The following is an 18266-nucleotide window of genomic DNA, read 5'->3' as shown; positions in this document are numbered from 1 at the left end:
ACTTAAACACCTTATGAACAGCCCTGCAGGGCTTCATACAGTTATGATCTTCTAAGCTGGAGGGGCACGATGCGCCGCTCACGCGATGCTAAGATCGTCGCAAGCGTCGGCCCGGCAACCTCGTCACCTGAGTCGAGGGCTGATACTTTCAGGCTGAACCTCAGCCAGGGGGCCCATGACGATCACGCCAGCGTGCTCGCCTCCATCCGCGCGCTCGAGCGGGAATTCAATCGACCGATCGGCATGCTACAGGATCTGCAAGGCCCGAAGATCCGCGTGGCCGGCTCGATGAAGGCAAGCTCGCGCTGGATGCCGGCGAGACCGTCTGCTTCACACTAAGCGAAAGGACGGGCGGGAAGCAGTCGATCCCGCAGCCTCATCCGGAAATATTCGCAGCCGTTTATCCCGGTCAGGATTTGCTCATCGATGATGGGCGCGTTGGTCTGTTCGTCGAAAAGCTGACGTCCGATGCGCAGGATTTGCGCCCGAGCCGAGCCGTTGCTGGATCGGGCCGGCAAGCCGCAATGGCTGCTTGGGCTTGCTGCCGATGTCACCGAAAAGAACAACTTGTCGGAGGCTCTCAACATTGTGGGATGGTGCGGGCGGCCGGGCTCGAACCGGCACAGCTCTTCGAGCCGAGGGATTTTCGTACCACTACGACTTTCGTCGCCTCGCCTGGGCGCGTTCGCACGTCCGGCTAGTTTGTGGTCTGGACTATACCTTCACCGTTGCGCTTCGCGCTTTAGGTGCTGCTCGTCTAGTCTCTACACCTTCGAGCCGTTCGTTCGAACGGCGCGCTTGGCTCGGGATTGCCTGTTTCCGGTTTCCCCGAGTTTGGGCAGTTCTGCACCTCGGGTTTCCCCGGGGGCACTCAAATGCTTAAGTCCCTTGCGTCTACCAATTTCGCCACGCCCGCGTTGCGCCATTCTAGCGGGCTAAGTGCCCGTAAGCCAACGCAGAATTGCTATAGCGGATTCTCCGACGATTGCAGAGCTTTTTTGCGTTTTGTGCGCTTCTTGGGGCGCCGGACGTTGACGACCGCCGGATCGACCATGCTCTCAATATGCGAGGCGTAGAAATCCTCAATCATCTGCACGCTGGTCCGGCAGTTCTTGGCGATCTGATAAACGTCGGCGCCTTCCATGAGGCGAAAGCAGATGTAGTATGCCGCAGACCGTAGAAGGTGCGGCGTTGCCCCTCACGATCCAGCCTCAGAGTCAGCTCTTTGAGGATGATGTTGGAAAGCCCGTGGTGCTTGCGAAGAAAGACTAGCCCGTCTTCTTTCGGCTGCATCGACAAATCCAACCAGAGCGTGGCCGCTCAAACAATGGCAGCGGCCGGGCGAGCGATCACCTTGCCGAAAACAGCCCCTTCCCTGTGCCACGTGCGCATTCTGTCAGAATACAAGCGTGCTTATGTCTGAAACCCGCCTCCGACTGTCTTCGAAAGCCACATTGCGTAAAAAAGACGCGAGAGTGCCCCTTCTATAGTACTGGCCCAAATCCTGCACCGGCTCTCGGCGCCAGGAAGTTTGGCGCCGGCAACAAGATGGGAGTCGAGTTTGGGCCTCGATCCGTCAATCGACAATGCGCTTGCCGCACCGGAGGTCGTTTATCTGTACCACGCTGGGAGAACGGAAGATGTTCCTGCTTGCCACGGCCTCGCGCGGCATCGGTCATCCCACCGGAAAACTGCTTTCAGAAGAGGGCCGGCGTATCTTCACTTGCACGCGGCACCCCTTCGGTGGCGGGCGATGTCGGTGGGATTCGGAGACAGACAACCATGTCCACGTAAATCTAGGCATTCGTCGACCGGTGCCGCGCGCCACCGCCAAGGTCGCGGAACGGCTTGCTGGCGCACCGCTACACCTATTGAGTCACAATGCCGGCATTTCGCCATAGACACCGGACCATACGTTGATGGCGTCATTCGAAAGCTGGATGAGGCGGATCCATCTCAATCTGCCTGGCCTGACCTTCCTCCTGCAAGACCTCTTTCCCGAGTTCAAGGCGGCCTCGGTCGTGATCGTCGACATGACTCGATCAGAAACCTAGCCGCGCGCAACCGTTTCCCAGCACCGCCATTGCCTCCCGCGTCAAGGCTGACGGTTGCCTGCTCACCCTGAAGTGAGGCGTCAATACATGATCGATGAACTGGATCTGCGAACCTTCACGCCACATCCGCAACGCGACGCTGTGCTCGGCGAAGTGCACGCGCGCCCCTTCACGCGCCTTGTTTCGCCCTTCAGCGTGATCCACTTCGCTTTTCTTGCACAGGGCGAGGCGGCCACAAGCGATCGCTGCCGTTTTATCGATTTTTGCCTCGATCGCAATCTTACGCCGCCTGAGCAATCGGCGAAACTTCATCAGATTGTCATCGGGCCCGCTACGCTACGCTGGGAGCAGCATTCAGAATTTACAACATTCACCTGGATCTGGACTGACGCAAATTGTTCTGCCGCAGACCATTTTGACAAAGTTGATGGCACCGTCCGATCGCTGATCCGCGCGTTACGTCAGACCGGACAGTTGCTGGTCGCGATCAGGCTAGAAGTGGAGCGGGACGCCTCGCCGACCAGGCGGGCCGAACAGATTTTTGACAAGAACAGCCTGGCCATGGTTGCCACAAAGAGCGGCGCAGCCGTTGCCGCTTCAGACTTCCGCGTAGACGAAAAAGGCTTCACGAAAATCCTCGTCTGCGACCTCGGGTTGACGTCGCACGATCTCGGAGCGCTGGTGCAACGGCTCCTGGAAATCGAGACCTACCGTCCATTAGCGCTGCTTGGCCTGTCGGCGGCCCTTGAGCTTGCACCATCTGTTGATCGCATCGACCGCCGTCTTGTTGAGGCGCTCGAGAAAATGCAAAGCGGTGAGGGGCTGCAGTTCAACAACCATCTGCTTGCCGAGCTGACGGCTCTGGCCGCATCCTTCGAAAGAGGCGCGACCGGCAGCCTGTTTCGATTCGGCGCCAGCAGGGCCTATAACGAGCTGGTCCAATCGCGACTATCCATTATTGAAGGCAACGATGTCTCGGGCTATCCAACCTGGTCGTCGTTTCTGGCACGCCGCATGGCGCCGGCGATGCGAACCTGCGCAACCGTGGAGGATCGCCAGGCGACTCTGTCGGTCAAGCTCGCGCGCGCCGCCGATCTGTTGCGAACCCGGGTCGACGTTGAAATCGAACGACAGAATCGTGACCTGTTGCAGGCTATCAACGAGCGCGCGAGACAGCAACTTCGGCTGCAGTGCACGGTCGAAGGATTGTCGGTCGGGGCGATAGGATATTATGTGGTCAGCCTGTTTAGCTATCTTGCCAAGGGCGCGCATGATGTCGGACTGCGAGTAGAGCCCTCGTTCCTGACCGCAGCCTTCGTGCCGATCGCGGTCGGCGTGATCTGGCTGGTGAGTTACAATGTCCGAAAGCGACACCTCAAGCACGACGACACGCCCTCGGTTACTTGCGACTAAAGCTCCTTGAGGGAATCGGTGCGTCCGTCCTGCGAAGCTCGCATGGTCGGGTGCGCCGCTGCCGCAAGATCGCGGCCTGGCTCCTGCGCAAGGTAATGCCCCGCCCGGACCAGCCGGGCGAGGCATTGTGGATCGGGTCAGTCGCCGTTGCGACGGCTGGGACGGGACCAGATCAGGCTGAAGCCCTCACCTTCCTCGTCGGCGAAGAGGTTGGCGAAGATCCCTGATCCTCGATCGACTTGGCGGTCTGCGTTTCCTTGTCACTAAACCTTGTGTAGATCGCCGCTCTCATCATCATCGCCTGCACTGGTTTGACGGTTCTGCTGATTCTGCGCGGCTATCGCTGCGGCGCGGGCAAGGGCGAGCACGAGTTTGCGCATTGCCTCGCTGGGCGCGCGTTTGTCCGCTGTACCAACGGGCACTGAATGTCGGCCGGCCATGAATCAGCATCCCCGCGCCCGCGGCCGCGAGGGCCACGTGGCGAATCCTGAAACGATCTCCACAGGCGGCGGGCCCAGCGCCGGAGTGCAGGACGATATGTTCCTGGGCCGGTCCATAGCACTCTGGTGGAAATCGCTGCTCACTAAGCGTAGCCCGCGACAAGAGTAACGCCCCATGACAGGATTGAAGCAATTCAGCCAAGATTGCATCAAACACGTTCGATGTCCTTCAAACAAATGTCCACGAGACCGCAACGGACATCCGCGCCGGCTCGGAGGATCTGGCACCCTTACATGCCACTTGAAACCGCGTGCTGTTGGCGCAGCTGTGCAAGGTCGCGTGTGCTTGTATGCCCTCGCACTCGCGTCCGAAGCGGGTTGATATTTCTCGAGAGTCACGGCTGCGGGAGATGACCGCTGCCTAACCTTGCTCGCTCGACCTCCCGATACTGCCGAACTCGATTCTGTGTTTGATTTTACACATTCGTGTTCGCGTTACTCTTCTTATGCTCTAGCCGCCAAGGGGATCAGATAACAACGTAATAACGCCTGCAGCTTCGATGGCATCATTTCTGCAGGGAGGACTTGGAACGGAGCTCAAGAGGATTGAACCGAAAGGACACTGGAGATCTTTCGGCCCACGACTTAGCAGCACCCTACCAGCGAGCCTTATTGCTCCTTTCGTATACGGGGCACCTTAACCATCGCTCCGTTAGCTCAGAGGAGGAGGAAGCCGTGAACCGCCGGAAAGACACACTGGGACACGAGATCCTGCAGGTGGCGGATTACGAACGAGCGCTCTCGATCAACGGCTACTATGCTCAGCTCACGGTCAATGTCGCGGACGTGCCGTTCTGGATGTCAGATGGTGAGGCCTTTGCTTTTTGCCGAACGGTAAGGGGCCGGCGCCAATTCATCCTCGTGAACGTTGTCAAGGGCGCAAAACAGCTGGCCTTTGATCATGATAAGCTGGCTGCCGCCCTGACCCGAGCAAACCCAGAGGCATTACGACGCTGACAATCTGCCATTCCGTCGCTTTGACCTGGCTAGCGATGGTCGCGAGATCAGCTTCCAGATCAAGAGCACCAGGTGGAGCTGCGATCTTGTGAGCTACTCTTGTCTAACCCAGAACGCTTCCTCCAAAGTCCATGAGGAGAACCCCTATGGCAGCCCTCCGGTAGAAAATGATCCGAAGGAAAAAAGCGCATCTCCTGATGGTAAATGGCTGGCCTATATCAATAGGCACAATCTGTTCCTGTGCAGCAAGGATCGCAGGACATGCCCTTGACCTGGGACGGATCCGAGAGCAACTACTATGGGTTGTCGACACTGAGTTGGTCTCCCAACTCGCGCTATCTTGCGGGATACCGGTTCCGCCCCGGATACGAGCGTTAGATTCATTTCGTCGAATCGTCGCCGACCGACCGTTCATCCGAGGCGCCGGACGATGACGTACCCTAAACCTGGCGACCTGTTGACAGTATCACACCCGGTGCTCTTTGAGATCGGCAGCCGACGTGAGATCCAACTCGACAACAATCTATTCCGAAATCCTTACGAACTTTCGCCGATCGAGTGGTGGGAGGACAGTCGAGCTTTCACTTTTAAGTACAATCAACGAGGTCATCAGCTCTATCGCCTGCTAGAAGTGGTAGCAGCCACCGGAGAAGTCCGCTCGCTGATCGATGAGTGCAGCAAGACCTTCATCGACTATCAGCCGCTGAACATGGACCAGGAGTGCACTGGCAAAATCTTTCAGTATAACGTCGCAGACGGGAAGGAGATCATCTGGGCGTCCGAGCGCGACGGACACGAGCATCTCTACCTTTTCGATGGCCGAACCGGCGAGCTTAAAAATCAGATCACCAGAGGCAAGTGGGTGGTCCGCACGGTCTATTTTGTCGATCCGGTGAAGCGCCAGATCTGGTTTGGCGCGAGCGGAATGAACGCAAGCGAAGATCCTTACTTCATCCATGGCTATCGAATCGACTTTGACGGGATGGGCCTGACTGCGCTCACGCCTGGAGCGGCAAATCATCACATCGAGTTCTCGCCAGATGGCCGCTACTTTGTAGACCTGTGTTCACGAATCGACCTTCCGCCGAGCCTGGTCTTATACCGAACCAGTGACAATTCGAAGCTCATGCAGATCGAAAGCGCCGACATTTCGGAGCTCGTGGCTGCTGGCTGGACGCCGCCGCTCAGCTTTCATGCGAAGGGGGGAGATGGCGAGACTGATATTTGGGGTGTCATTCACCTTCCCATTAATTTCGATCAAACCAAGCGATATCCGGTCGTAGAGAGAATATATGCTGGCCCTCACGGTTCTTTCGTTCCGAAGTCATTCTCAGCCTCGGCCGAGCCGCTCGCGCAACTTGGATTCGTCGTTGTACAGATCGATGGGATGGGGACGAACAACCGCTCGCGAGCGTTCCACGACGTCGCCTGGAAAAATCTGAAGGACGGTGGCCTTCCCGATCGAATCCTGTGGCACAAGGCAGCAAGCGCAAACTATCCGTGGTACGATATTTCAAACCTTGGCATTTTTGGTGCGTCCGCCGGTGGTCAGAATGCTGTGAGCGCACTCCTCCTCCATTCTGAGTTCTACAAGGTTGGGGTCGCTAATTGTGGTTGCTATGACAACCGAATGGACAAGATCTGGTGGAATGAGCAGTGGATGGGCTGGCCGGTCGGCATCGAGTATTCACAATCCTCCGCCGTCGACAACTCGCACCGATTACAAGGTAAGCTGTTGCTGATTGTCGGCGAACTGGATGAAAACGTCGATCCGTCATCCACGTTCCAACTTGCCGACCGTCTTATCGACGCAGGAAAATTCTTCGACATGCCTGTGGTGCCGAACGGAAACCACGGAGTGCCAGGCAATTACTGCAAACTAAAGCTCGTGGATTTTTTCGTTCGCAACATTCTGTGGCAGACACCCCCTAACTGGAACGCGGCTTCGATCGAGCCGCTGAGCCGGTGCTGGATGCGAGGACGCGATCGCCAACTAATTAGCTCGATCGAATCTCACAAGTGATGTCCACGTTCTACGGCGGGACGAGTTTGGCCCGGTCAGCGTTCGTGTGAAGCGCGGATGACGGTAGGTCATGGGCACCTTCAGTTCGCGGGCAGATCCGAAGACGCCGCGTAGAAGCTCAACAGCAGAGAGAGGAATGGTTTACCTCTTGGATGTAACGGAACATGAGTGGGGGATGTACCAAGTCCTTCGCACCAACTCATAGATAAGCATATTGATGGCGTTGCACTTCAACAGGATCCCGTGGCTGGGTACCTAACAGTTGATGACACCTTCGCGTTTCCCGACATCTGCAGGCCAACCAGCCGCTCTTTCTTTGTTTCGGATTGCGCGTGCGGCGCTGGAGCACTTGACACCGCGGAGCGTCGCGTTCTTTCCACTTAAGGTGACGGCGCCCGAGAGGATGCATCCCGCAAAGGTCTATTTCTTCATTGACGTGCTGCGGCGCGCCCACTGGATTGACTGGGATCGATCCGAGACGACGCGGCGCGTGGTAAGCGCGCCTGGCGACCGCGAGAGCCGAGGAAGGGCGTTGTTTGGAATCCCTCAGCGAAGTTCAAAGCAGTCGATCCTGACATGTTTAATATGGCGAGAGGCGGACGTTGATCGTCCGACACCTCACTTCTTCCACAACAAGAAGGACGCCCTAATGCGAGACGAGGTGTGGGATGAGTTGAACAGCAGATCGAGACCCGGAAGAAAGAACGGGATCATCGCGACGAGCCGCTTACTGCAGAGCCGGTCAGAGGCGTCCCATAGCACAATTAGTGCAACGTGAATGAAAGCTCCGTAGCTCCGGCCCCATCGCCGCGGCACCGCCGAACCCGACAGTGCTCGGATCGCGTGCTGACGATGCCGTCCCGTACCGGCGCACAGCTCGTCTAAAATCCGTTCCTTCTTGAGCTGCCCGCTCGCCCGATAACGCTCCGCCAGCGCTGATGTGATCTCGCGCTTTGCGCGCGTCCTGATCTTTCCTGCCATGGCCGCCACCGAACTGACTCGGCAGCTCCGCCCAGACACGACAGGGAAGTTGTCCGGTAACATCTTTAGTGCGCAATGGCGCCTTAAATCCAGATGTCGCTTCACAATTCTCGTCCCACCGGCGCAAGCAGTCTCGCATTGCAGCGCAAATGCCTCGAGGGTGGCCCTGCCTCTTCAGCGCACTGCCGAATGCCGGCGATGTTCGGCACAAAGAACCAAAATGCCGCAGCTGTCGGTGCATTATGCGACACCGCCTCGCCGATACCGCTAGCTTTTCTTGATTGCCGAGGCCCCATGCCGCCCATTATCCACCACATCAGCAGTGATGAGGCGCAGCCCAAGTCAGCGGACATCGTGGTGATCGGTGGTGCGGTTGTTAGCGGCAGTGCGGCCGTATCGTGGCGCGGCGGGGCCTATCGCTAGCGCTTATCCAAAAGGAGGGATGTCGGTTGCGAAAAGTCCGGCCAGAGTGTGGCTAGTGCCGTTGACCGCGATGCGTGTGAATTTCCGCTCGCTCATCTGGCAACTAGCGAGCTTCAAGGAAGCGAAGCTCATGCTCCTGGGCAGGTGCCGATTCTCCTGCGAAGAACAGTTTGAGAGTCGTTTGCGCGACCGGCATGCAATTTGCTGAAAGACCCGGAAACTAGAGAGGCTGGATGACAAGCAGTGACATCATTCGCCCTTTACACCAACACGGGCGCGTAAGGACGTAAGGACTGTAGGAGAGAGCACAACTGTGAGGATACTGACAAAGCCCAAACATGCCGTCGCCCAGGTCCACGACGCGATTGTGCGTTTGGTCCGCTGGGGCCTGCGTGTCCTTACTCGGCTATCCCAGTCGATTGCGCCATTCGGCCCAATCGACGCCGGCGTTGATGGGGCGCACCGTGAGCCGCCAATGAGTTCTCCGGCAGTCCATGCGGCTGAATGGCGCCTGGACGGCAAAGCGCAAGTTCCTCTAACAACCGTGCGTCGAATGGAGCGCATCAGGCGAAGTAAGGCCAACGACAAACCGTTTCACTCATACTAAGAGCTTCAAATGAGTCATCAAGTTTGCACTGTGCCCGAGTCTGTACAGCTGGTTTTTCAAGATGGCGGTAAGACGCCGCGCGGTTTCGTGGTGAATCTATTCCGAAAGGTGTTCGGCAGACATCAGCGCGATGCCTACGCCCTTTCCATGTTGATCGAACGGCAGGACAAGGCCGCGTGCGGCCCCTTCCCACCGTCAGTTGCAAAGGCGCTCTTCGATGCGGCGCAGGAACGAATCCGAGCTGAAGGACATACGTTGCAAATCACCTCCGAGCCTGCTGGCGAAACCGAGGCGCCAGATCCGTCCGAAATCCAGTTCGAATGGGCCCGTGATGCGATTGCCTGGCATTTCGCCGATATCCCGCCGAACAGCCTCGTGACTATGGTGCGGCAATTTCCCGGCCACATGCGCGCGGACATCCAGATCGCAATCGACAAGCTGTTCACTTCGCCGGTCCGCTTCTTTGGCCTGCAGCAGCGATGGACTTTGGAGAAGCTGTCATTCGCGCAGCTCCGGCGCGCCGGAGACGATCCCGTCTGGCTGGCGTCGCCACAATACCACGAGATCGACATCGGCGAGGCTACGCCAATCAAATGCCTGCGTATTCCGACGATCGCGACCACCCGCTACGACGGATTGCGACCACCCATTCCGATCGATCGCGACCAGCGTGATGGTGCCGTCAGGTGCATTTTCTGATCTCAGTGTTTTGGCTCGGCGTCAAGCGCGGCGGAGGCCGTCCCCGCAGTCAACAGGAGGGACCCGCGCGCGCTGCGGAGTGCCCCCACGGCTGACGCAGCAGCGCGCGCGGGAGGTGCCTGTTGACCCACGGGGGCGGCCGGTGGGCTGGCGATGCGCTTCATATTTTTGCTCCCGTGGGCGGCTTGCCGTTGGCTGGCGTTGTGGCCGCGGCCGGCGTCAGCCGCTCCTCGTCGGCTTTGAGCTTGCGCATGGACGGGCCGTCGAGCTCGATCCGATAAGCGTTGTGGACAATACGATCCAGGACGGCGTCGCCGACAGTGGGCTCGCCAATAACCTCGTGCCAAGTTGCCACAGGGAGTTGGCTGGTGATGAGGATGGAGCCGCGGCCGTGGCGGTCCTCGACGATCTCCATGAGATCGCGCCGCTGGCTGGCTGAGAGGCGGTCGGGTCCCCAATCGTCCAATACAAGCAGATCAACCTTGACCAGCATCCGGAACAGTCGCGGGCAGCGGCCGTCGCCGTGAGCGAGATCGAGATCAGCGAACAGGCGCGGTACGCGCGCGTAGTGGACCGTGTAGCCGTCGCGGCAAGCCTTCAGCGCGAGCGCGCAGGCTAACCACGACTTGCCGATTCCGCACGGGCCGGTGACCAGCAGGCCGCGGTGCTCGGCTATCCAGCGGCAGCTGGCCAACTGCTGGAACAGCGCCTTGTCGAGCCGGCGCGGCGTGCGGTAGTCGACGTCCTCGATCGCGGCTTGGCTGTGCCGCAGCCGAGCGGCGCGTAGTCGGGCCTGGAAGCGGCGGGTGCTGCGATAGGCGACCTCGCGGTCGAGCAGCAGAGCCAGCCATTCGGCGTGCGCGAGATTGCGAGCCTCCTCTTGCACCTCGAGCTCGGTGAAGGCTTGCGCCATGCCGTCGAGCTTGAGCGCTCTGAGCTGGTCTAGAGTGGGATGTGAGAGCATCAGTCGTCATCTCCTCAATGGAAGTAGGTCGGGCCACGGATGTTGTCGTGCTCTATCGCTGGCCCGTCCGTGGGCGTTGCGGGCCGCTGGCGATCGAGATTGTTCTTGAGGATCGAGTTGACTGAACTGTAGGAGCGCGCGCCGATCTCGAGCGCGCGGCCGCACGCGGCTTCGAGCCTCTCGTGGCCGTATGTCTTGGCAAGCCGCAGGATGCCGACACAGGCGCGGAAGCCTTGCTCGGGATGCGTGCGCTCCCGCAGGATAGTCGCGATCAGTGCCGACGTGTGGCGGCCGATCTCGGCGGCGCTTCGCCGGAGGCGCTCTGGCGTCCAGTCGGCATAGCGCCGGTGGCTCGACGGCATGTGCTCGCGCACCGTCGTATGCTTGCGGTCGGAGGAAGAGCGCAGATGGGCGGCAACGCGTTTGCCGCAGTGGAAGACTTCGATCGTGCGCGCCGTGATGCGCGCCCAAACCTTCTCGCGCAGCAATTGGTGCGGCACCGAGTAGTAGTGCTTCTCGATCTCGACGTGGTAGTCGAGCCCGACCCTGCATTCCTTCCATTCGGCAAAGACGTAGGGCTCGGCCGGCAGCGGCTTGAGCGCCGAGCGCTCGATCTCGTCGAACAACGCGCGGCGGCTCGCGCCGAGATGGCGCGACACGCGGTTGTTGAGCTGCGCGACAAGCTCGGCGATGGCCACGTTCAATGCGGAGAGCGAGAAGAACTGCCGGTTGCGCAGCTTCGCGATGATGAATCGAGTCGCGATTTGGACCGCAACCTCTACTTTCGCTTTGTCGCGGGCGCGATACGGCCGCGCCGGGACAATGGCGGTGTTGTAGTGAGCCGCCATCTCGGCGTAGGTGCGATTGACCGCCGGCTCATAGAAGCAAGCCTTGGTGACGCCCGAGCGCAGATTGTCGGACACCACCACGGCCGGAACCCCACCGATGAACGCAAAGGCGCGCGTGTGCGAGCCGATCCAGTCGGACAGGCCCTGCGTCCAGGTGACCTCCGCGTATGTGTAGCTCGTCGCGCCGAGCGAGGCGACGAACAGCTGGGCTGTCAGCACCTCGCCGCTCGAACCATCCATCACCTCAAGCGTCGTGCCGGCGTAATCAACGAACATGCGCTCGCCAGCGACATGGCTCTGTCGCATCGTCGGCGACAGGCGCGCCGCCCAGGCACCATAGAGCTCACAGTAGCGGCTGTACCCGTAACTGTCCGGGTAGGCCGCGCGATGCTCCTCCCACAGTAGCTGCAGCGTCACCCCTGGCCGGCGAAGCTCGCGGTGGACCGATGCCCAGTCTGGCTGCGTCGACGATTCTTTGCGCCGACCGTTGGCGGTCGGTAGAGCCGGGCCTCCAACGCCTCGTCCGTCAGGCCTCCAATGCGGGGCAAGTAAAGTAGCTCTGCACCTTGCGGCTCATCAGCTCTCAGCGGACTTCAACCATTCCAAGGCTTGAGGATGGTCTTCCTTGCCACGCCAGCGGGCCTCGCCGCTGCTCGGGGAAGAATCGCACAGAGCCACGTCGGTGTCCTCAGGCTTCTGACATGATCAGCCGGTGGCTTCCTTACGCACGCGGATGGCGCGCCGTCCGCCGCCGGGTAGGCCGATCAGATCGACGTTGAAGCCCTTGCCGTCGTCATGCGCGCGCTCGGCACCATTACACGATTGCAACGAGCCCGTGGTGCAGGAATAGCTGGCGTCGCTGCGCTGGCGCTGCTGCCGTTGAGCCGGCTCTGGGCGAGAAAACGGCACGGGCAGGCGCACCTTCGCCTTTGGCTGGATCATCAGCAGCAATCGGACGCTTGTGGCGCATGCCTCAAGAACTGGGCCCCGAGCGGCCACTCGCCGGAATCGGATTCTGGCCGCGCGCAGCGACCCCTGAGAAACGACAGGACAGCGACTGTTTGGAATTCTGCAAGATGCCCTCGGAGAGCGAAGATTCTCGCCGTTATGCCGCCCGTTCTTCCCGATTTTGCAGAGAAACAACTTGGCCTTTCGACTAGAAGGGGGGCGTCCAACGAGGAGATTGCATATGAAGGTAGGGGTGCCTAAGGAAATCAAGACGCACGAATACCGCGTGGGTCTAACCCCTGGCGCCGTGCGAGAATATGTAGCTGCCGGTCACAGTGTACTGGTCGAGACCAATGCGGGTGCCGGCATTGGCGCGAGCGATGACAATTATCGCAACGCCGGCGCATCGATTGTCGGCTCAGCTCGTGAGATCTTCGCATCGAGCGAGATGATCGTAAAGGTGAAGGAGCCGCAACCTTCCGAATGGACTGAGCTGCGAGAGGAGCAGATCCTTTTCACCTACCTGCATCTGGCGCCAGATCCGGAACAGGCGAAGGGACTCCTCGAATCCGGATGCACCGCCATCGCCTATGAGACGGTGACGGATGCGCATGGCGGGCTTCCGCTGCTTGCGCCGATGAGCGAAGTTGCAGGAAGGCTTGCGGTCGAAGCGGCAGGCCACGCCCTGACGCGCTATACCGGCGGGCGGGGGCTGTTGATTGGCGGCGTTCCTGGCGTGCAGCCGGCTCGCATCGTCGTTATCGGAGGCGGCGTCGTTGGGACTCACGCAGCCCGAATAGCCGCCGGCCTGGGTGCCGAGGTCACGATCCTCGACCGCTCGATCCCGCGCCTTCGCGAGTTGGATGAACTGTTCGAAGGCCGCGTGCGTACCAGATTCTCGACCATAGACGCCGTCGAAGAGGAAGTCTTTGCAGCAGACGTTGTCATCGGCGCGGTCCTCGTTCCCGGTGCAAGCGCGCCGAAACTCGTCAGCCGCAGCATGCTGGCCTCAATGCGCAAGGGCTCCGTCATCGTTGACGTCGCCATCGATCAAGGGGGCTGCTTCGAAACATCGCGCCCGACCACGCACGCGGATCCAACTTACGAGGTCGATGGCGTAATTCACTATTGCGTCGCCAATATGCCCGGAGCCGTCCCGCTCACGTCGAGCCAAGCACTGAACAATGCCACACTGCCGTTCGGGTTAGCGCTCGCCAACAAGGGTTTCGCGGCGGTCCTCGAAAATCCGCATCTGCGCGCTGGCCTCAATATCTATCGCGGCCGGCTCACTTACAAGACTGTAGCCGAGAGCCTTGGCCTGCCATTCTCCCCGATCGAACAGGCTGCGGCCTGATCCCAGAAGTCCCTATGGGACGTTTCCTCCCTCACTTAAGGGCCGCTCCTTGGAGTGGCCCTTTTTTTAAGGACGCGAAGGGCATGCGGCCTGCAACCTTGCCCACCCGAAGCCGAGAATTCGTGTTTGTTGGCTTGGCCCCTTTTAAAGGGTGATTGAATCTACGTGAAGCATCCTCCGGGCTCTTCCTCAGAACCGGCGCGGATGATCAGGGCGTAGGTGCATCAGAACGAGTAGATCCGAAGCAGACGCATCAGACCAAGCGCCTCGTCGCGGGTGTCACGGCTCGATACGTTCCGACCAGACCGATACCGTCTTCGATTTATCCAAATGCTTCTCGTAAAGGTCGTCGATCAGTTCCTTGCCGGCGACAGCGAGTTCAGCCTCGCAGACCGCACGCTCCGGTCTACGCTCAATATAGTCCCGCGGGCCACAGGAGAGGTCGTTTCGGTGATTCGATGCATGCGATAGCTCACGATCGACTTCAACTTCGAAGCAAACACGCAATCCACGTCGCGTTCGACTCGTTCATAGTCAACTGCGCTGACCTCAAGGCTTCAATGCCGCAAAAACAAACTGGACAACAGCCATCTTGAACTCGAGCTCCTCAGCACCGCGGCTCTAACATTTATAGACGTCCTTATCAGACCAGGTGACAGGCCACGAACCTGCCGGGCGCAACCTCCTTCAAAGGCGGTCTTTCCGCGCACACAGGTTTGGCCAACGGACAGCGACCTCTCAGCCTGCATCCAGGCGCGATATCGATAGGACTTGGAATTTCGCCCGACAAAGCGAAATCGTCGCGCTTTGCGTCGGGATCCGGAACTGGAACGGCCGCTAGCAAAGCGCGCGAGTAGGGATGCAAGGGCTTTGCAAACAGATCCTTGGTGCCCGACATCTCCACTATGCTGCCGAGATACATCACCGCAACGCGGCTCGCCAGGTACTTCACAGTGGCCAGATCGTGTGAAATGAACAGGTAAGACAACCCGAGTTGCTCGCGCAGTTTCTCCAACAGGAGAATTGCCCGCGAGCGTAGCGATACGTCGAGTGCGGAGGTTGGCTCGTCAAGAACAACGAAGCGGGGATTCGTTGCAATCGCCCTGGCGATATTGACCCGCTGGCGTTGACCGCCCGAAAGCTCGTGCGGATACCGATCCAACAGATCGCGGCCGAGCCCCACCTCCTGCATGAGCTCCTCGACGAGCTCGCGCCGCTCCTTCGCCGGAAGCTTGGTATGGAGCGTGAGGGCCTCCTCGACCATCCGTCTCACCGATAGTCTAGGATTGAGCGAGGCAGTAGGATCCTGAAACACCATCTGGATATCGCGGCGCAAGGGCTTCATGGCATGGGCATCAAGCCTCGCTATGTCCGTGCCATCATAGCGGATGGATCCCGCCGTCGGCTCGACTAGCCGAACCAAGCAACGCGCGACGGTCGATTTTCCACAGCCGGATTCGCCAACCAATCCAACCGTTTCGCGGGCTTCTATATCGAAGGAGACTGAATCGACCGCACGCACGACGGGCTGTTCCTGACCGCGTAGGCGCGCGAAAGTGCCGGCCACCCCGCCTAGCGGAAAATGCATCTGCAGATCACGTATCTCAACAAGTGCCACGGCGTTCCTCGAATCCATAACATGCTACAACATGGCCGGGGCCGGCCTCGATCATCGTAGGGCGTGCGGCACGACAGCGATCCATCACCCACTCACAGCGCCCTGCGTAACGGCACCCGCTCGGCGGGTTGACCAGGGACGGAACCGACCCTGGTATGGGCTGTAGAACGACGTCGCGATCGACCCTCGGTATCGATCGGACGAGCGCCTTCGTGTAGGGATGGGCCGGATTATGAAACAGCTCCCGCACGGGCGCGCATTCAACCACCTGGCCGGCATGCATAACGGCGACGCGATCGCAGATCTCGGCAACGACGCCAAGATCGTGCGTGACGAGCATGATCGCCGCACCTGTTTTCGCGCTCAATTCGCGCAGCAAATCAAGAATCTTGGCCGCGATCGAAACGTCGAGCCCGGTCGTTGGCTCGTCCGCGAGCAGGAGCTGAGGTGAGGTTGCAAGCGCCATAGCGATCATGATCCGCTGACACATTCCTCCCGAGAGCTGATGCGGGTATTGCTTGGCTCGCTTTTCGGGCGCCGGAATGCGGACAAGGCGCAGCATCTCGAGCATCTTCTTGTCGGCCTCTCGTGGCGACAAGCCGGCGTGCACCATCAGCAAGCGTGAAATCTGCTTTCCAACAGTCAGGAGCGGGTTGAGCGCGGTTCGCGGCGTCTGCGATACCATCGCGATCTTTGCGCCGCGCATGCGCCGCATCTCTTCCTCAGAAAGCGTGCCAAGGTCTACGCCGTCAAAGTGAACGCTTCCGGAGATACGCCCTGGCGGACGGATCAGGCGCAGAATGGCAAAAGACGTGACCGACTTTCCCGACCCGGACTCGCCAACCAGCCCGAGAACTTCGCCCCGACGGATCGTCAGGTTGATGTGGTCGACTGCTTCGATGGCGCCCTGGTTGATCTCAAAATGCACGGTCAAATCAGAGATCTCAAGCAGCTCGGTCATCTCAAACCCCTCATGCGCGGGTCCAGCAAATCACGCAATCCGTCGCCGATAAGGTTGAATGCGAGAACGGAAGTCATGATCGCAAGGCCGGGAAACAGGAACAGCCACCATTCTCCGGTAACGATCTGTGAGGCACCTTCCGCGGTCATCACGCCCCATTCGCTCTGTGGCGGCTGAATTCCAAGTCCAATGAAGGAGAGCGAGGCCATCGTCAGAAGGGCAAAACCCGTCGAGAGCGTCGCCTGCACAATCAGCGGCGGAAGACAGTTCGGCAGCAGGTGAATCAACACAATCCTCCAGGTCGGATTGCCGAGAGTGCGAGCAGCATCGGCATATTCCATCTCGCGGAGCCGAAGCATCTCTCCACGGGTCAGCCGCAGGTAGGCCGGGATTTGCGTGATCGAGATAGCAATTGCGACATTGGTGGTGGAATTGCCAAGCCCCGCGGTGATGCCCATAGCCAGTACAAAGGCCGGGAAGGCCATCAGAGCATCGACGACGCGCATCGCGATCGTATCAGCCCACCCCCGGCTGTAGCCGACGACCGCTCCAAGCAACCCTCCGATCGAAACGGCAACAAACGTTGCCGCAAAGGCAACCAGGAGGTCGACACGTGCGGCAAAAATGATCCGCGAGAGTTGATCGCGGCCGAACTCGTCAGTGCCGAGCGCATGATGCCAGGAAGGCGGCTGCAAAGAGGCTGCGGGGTCGGTGGCGTCGGGCGCGTAGGGCGCCACGATCGGGGCCGATATCGCCGCCGCCGCGATCAGCACGATCACGCACAGTGCCGCAAAGGAGACGGGATTGCGCTGAAGCCGCTGCCACACCAGTGATGAAGCCGCTGGTTGCGAAATCGAAGAGGAGATAGACAATGATGAGGACATCAGCTGAACCTAATCCGGGGATCTACGAGACCGTACGCAATATCGACCGCCAAATTGACCATGACACACGTCACTGCGACGAACAGGATGAAAGACTGGATCGGAGCCGAGTCCTTCGTAAGCAATGCGGTCACCGCGTAATTGCCGATACCAGGCCATGAGAACACGCTTTCGACGACCGCATTCCCGGCCATTAGAAATCCAAAAACAATTCCGGAAATCGTGATGACGGGTATCAGCGCATTTCGCAGCGCGTCCCGATAGATCACCGTTCTTCGCGGCAATCCGGCCGCCCACGCGGCCTTGATGTAATCGGACTCGAGGATCTCAAGCATGGTGGACCGCACCATGCGCGCGACTGGCGCGATTGCGCTAAGCCCGAGGGTCGCTGCAGGCAGCATGAGCTGATTCAGACTTGATCGTAAGGTGGTCCAGTTGCCGGTAAGCAGGGAGTCGATCACATAAAGCCCTGTTATATGTGCGGGAGGTTCTATGCCGGATCCCAGGCGACCCAGCGGTGAGGGGGCCACGTTGAGCATGTAGAAGAAGACGTAAACGAACAGGAGCCCAGTCAGGAAGCTCGGCATTGCGACACCCATGATGCCGACCACGCGTCCGATATGGTCAACCAATGTGTCGCGATGCACCGCAGAAAGGACCCCAAGCGGCAGTCCGATCACGATCGCGATGAGAAGGCTCGCAAGATTGAGCTCGAGAGTGGCGGGCAGGCGCTGAAGAAAGTCCTGCGAAACCGGCCGTCCCGTCGAGGCACTCTCACCAAGATCGCCTTTGAAGATGCCGGATACGTAGCGGTAGTATTGCTCCGGGAACGGGCGATCCAGGCCCATTTGGTGCTCCATTTCAGCGAGATGTTCGGGCGTGGCGAACGGGCCCGCCTTGACCATGGCCGGATTGCCAGGGAGCAGGTAGGTGAGGGTGAAGCAGATCACGCTAACGCCGAACAAGGTCGGCAGAGCCAGCGCAAACCGTCGCATGACATAATTGAAGAAACCCATTGAAGCGCTCTCCCTA

13 protein-coding genes and 3 pseudogenes are annotated in these 18266 nt (G+C 59.6%); 5 read left to right on the top strand and 11 right to left on the bottom strand.

Going from position 1 to position 18266, the window contains the following annotated elements; translation table 11 throughout:
- Window positions 1–69: 69 nt before the first annotated feature.
- Window positions 70–452: pseudogene (locus LRP30_RS33595) on the top strand (pyruvate kinase); the annotation flags it as partial.
- On the opposite strand, the gene LRP30_RS33590 reads toward LRP30_RS33595, so the two are convergent.
- Together LRP30_RS33590 and LRP30_RS33585 are read right to left on the bottom strand one after the other, a co-directional pair.
- Window positions 336–587: a hypothetical protein gene (locus LRP30_RS33590; RefSeq protein WP_249761993.1), complete on the bottom strand. Its 252-nt coding sequence runs from the start codon at window positions 585–587 to the stop codon at window positions 336–338. The pseudogene LRP30_RS33595 and the gene LRP30_RS33590 sit on opposite strands and share 117 nt — an antisense overlap.
- Before the next feature lie 377 nt (window positions 588–964).
- Complete coding sequence (locus LRP30_RS33585) at window positions 965–1144, bottom strand: hypothetical protein (RefSeq protein ID WP_249757592.1); 180 nt, start codon at window positions 1142–1144, stop codon at window positions 965–967.
- A 997-nt stretch (window positions 1145–2141) separates the two neighbouring features.
- On the opposite strand from LRP30_RS33585, the gene LRP30_RS33580 reads away from it, so the two are divergent.
- A complete protein-coding gene (locus LRP30_RS33580) occupies window positions 2142–3467 on the top strand; it encodes a DUF3422 domain-containing protein (RefSeq protein WP_249757591.1) in 1326 nt (441 codons plus the stop codon).
- Window positions 3468–3604: 137 nt separating this feature from the next.
- Here LRP30_RS33580 and LRP30_RS33575 read toward each other — a convergent pair.
- Window positions 3605–3694 (bottom strand): annotated as a pseudogene (locus LRP30_RS33575) (DUF736 domain-containing protein); the annotation flags it as partial.
- A gap of 984 nt (window positions 3695–4678) precedes the next feature.
- On the opposite strand from LRP30_RS33575, the pseudogene LRP30_RS33570 reads away from it, so the two are divergent.
- Window positions 4679–6947: pseudogene (locus LRP30_RS33570) on the top strand (DPP IV N-terminal domain-containing protein); the annotation flags it as partial.
- 618 nt (window positions 6948–7565) lie between these two features.
- Here LRP30_RS33570 and LRP30_RS33565 read toward each other — a convergent pair.
- Window positions 7566–7928: a hypothetical protein gene (locus LRP30_RS33565; RefSeq protein ID WP_249757590.1), complete on the bottom strand. Its 363-nt coding sequence runs from the start codon at window positions 7926–7928 to the stop codon at window positions 7566–7568.
- A 1039-nt stretch (window positions 7929–8967) separates the two neighbouring features.
- Here LRP30_RS33565 and LRP30_RS33560 point away from each other — a divergent pair.
- On the top strand, window positions 8968–9657 hold the full coding sequence (locus tag LRP30_RS33560; protein ID WP_249757589.1) for an ATP-dependent Clp protease adaptor ClpS: 690 nt from the start codon (window positions 8968–8970) through the stop codon (window positions 9655–9657).
- A gap of 160 nt (window positions 9658–9817) precedes the next feature.
- Here LRP30_RS33560 and istB read toward each other — a convergent pair whose 3' ends face one another.
- From istB to LRP30_RS33545, 3 genes are all read right to left on the bottom strand, one after another.
- Window positions 9818–10621: an IS21-like element helper ATPase IstB gene (gene istB, locus LRP30_RS33555; RefSeq protein ID WP_249757588.1), complete on the bottom strand. Its 804-nt coding sequence runs from the start codon at window positions 10619–10621 to the stop codon at window positions 9818–9820.
- Window positions 10622–10635: 14 nt separating this feature from the next.
- Complete coding sequence (gene istA, locus LRP30_RS33550) at window positions 10636–11886, bottom strand: IS21 family transposase (protein ID WP_249757587.1); 1251 nt, start codon at window positions 11884–11886, stop codon at window positions 10636–10638.
- A 288-nt stretch (window positions 11887–12174) separates the two neighbouring features.
- Window positions 12175–12420 (bottom strand): hypothetical protein, encoded by a 246-nt coding sequence (locus tag LRP30_RS33545; RefSeq protein WP_249757586.1) that lies wholly within the window; start codon window positions 12418–12420, stop codon window positions 12175–12177.
- Window positions 12421–12658: 238 nt separating this feature from the next.
- Here LRP30_RS33545 and ald point away from each other — a divergent pair, with 238 nt between their 5' ends.
- The gene (gene ald, locus LRP30_RS33540) at window positions 12659–13771 is read left to right on the top strand and encodes an alanine dehydrogenase (RefSeq protein ID WP_249757585.1); all 1113 of its coding nucleotides are present in this window, start codon (window positions 12659–12661) and stop codon (window positions 13769–13771) included.
- A 643-nt stretch (window positions 13772–14414) separates the two neighbouring features.
- Here ald and LRP30_RS33535 read toward each other — a convergent pair.
- From LRP30_RS33535 to LRP30_RS33520, 4 genes are all read right to left on the bottom strand, one after another.
- On the bottom strand, window positions 14415–15389 hold the full coding sequence (locus LRP30_RS33535) for an ABC transporter ATP-binding protein (RefSeq protein WP_249757584.1): 975 nt from the start codon (window positions 15387–15389) through the stop codon (window positions 14415–14417).
- A complete protein-coding gene (locus LRP30_RS33530; protein WP_249757583.1) occupies window positions 15376–16350 on the bottom strand; it encodes an ABC transporter ATP-binding protein in 975 nt (324 codons plus the stop codon). The genes LRP30_RS33535 and LRP30_RS33530 overlap by 14 nt, the downstream gene beginning before the upstream one ends.
- On the bottom strand, window positions 16347–17129 hold the full coding sequence (locus tag LRP30_RS33525) for an ABC transporter permease (protein ID WP_249757582.1): 783 nt from the start codon (window positions 17127–17129) through the stop codon (window positions 16347–16349). The genes LRP30_RS33530 and LRP30_RS33525 overlap by 4 nt, the downstream gene beginning before the upstream one ends.
- Window positions 17130–17233: 104 nt before the next feature.
- Complete coding sequence (locus LRP30_RS33520) at window positions 17234–18250, bottom strand: ABC transporter permease (RefSeq protein ID WP_249757581.1); 1017 nt, start codon at window positions 18248–18250, stop codon at window positions 17234–17236.
- Window positions 18251–18266 lie beyond the last annotated feature (16 nt).

This window comes from Bradyrhizobium sp. C-145, from assembly GCF_023375135.1.
Classification (GTDB): domain Bacteria; phylum Pseudomonadota; class Alphaproteobacteria; order Rhizobiales; family Xanthobacteraceae; genus Bradyrhizobium; species Bradyrhizobium zhanjiangense.
The sequence above is the reverse complement of the archived record's forward strand: the minus strand, read 5'-3'. Positions and strand labels throughout refer to the sequence as shown.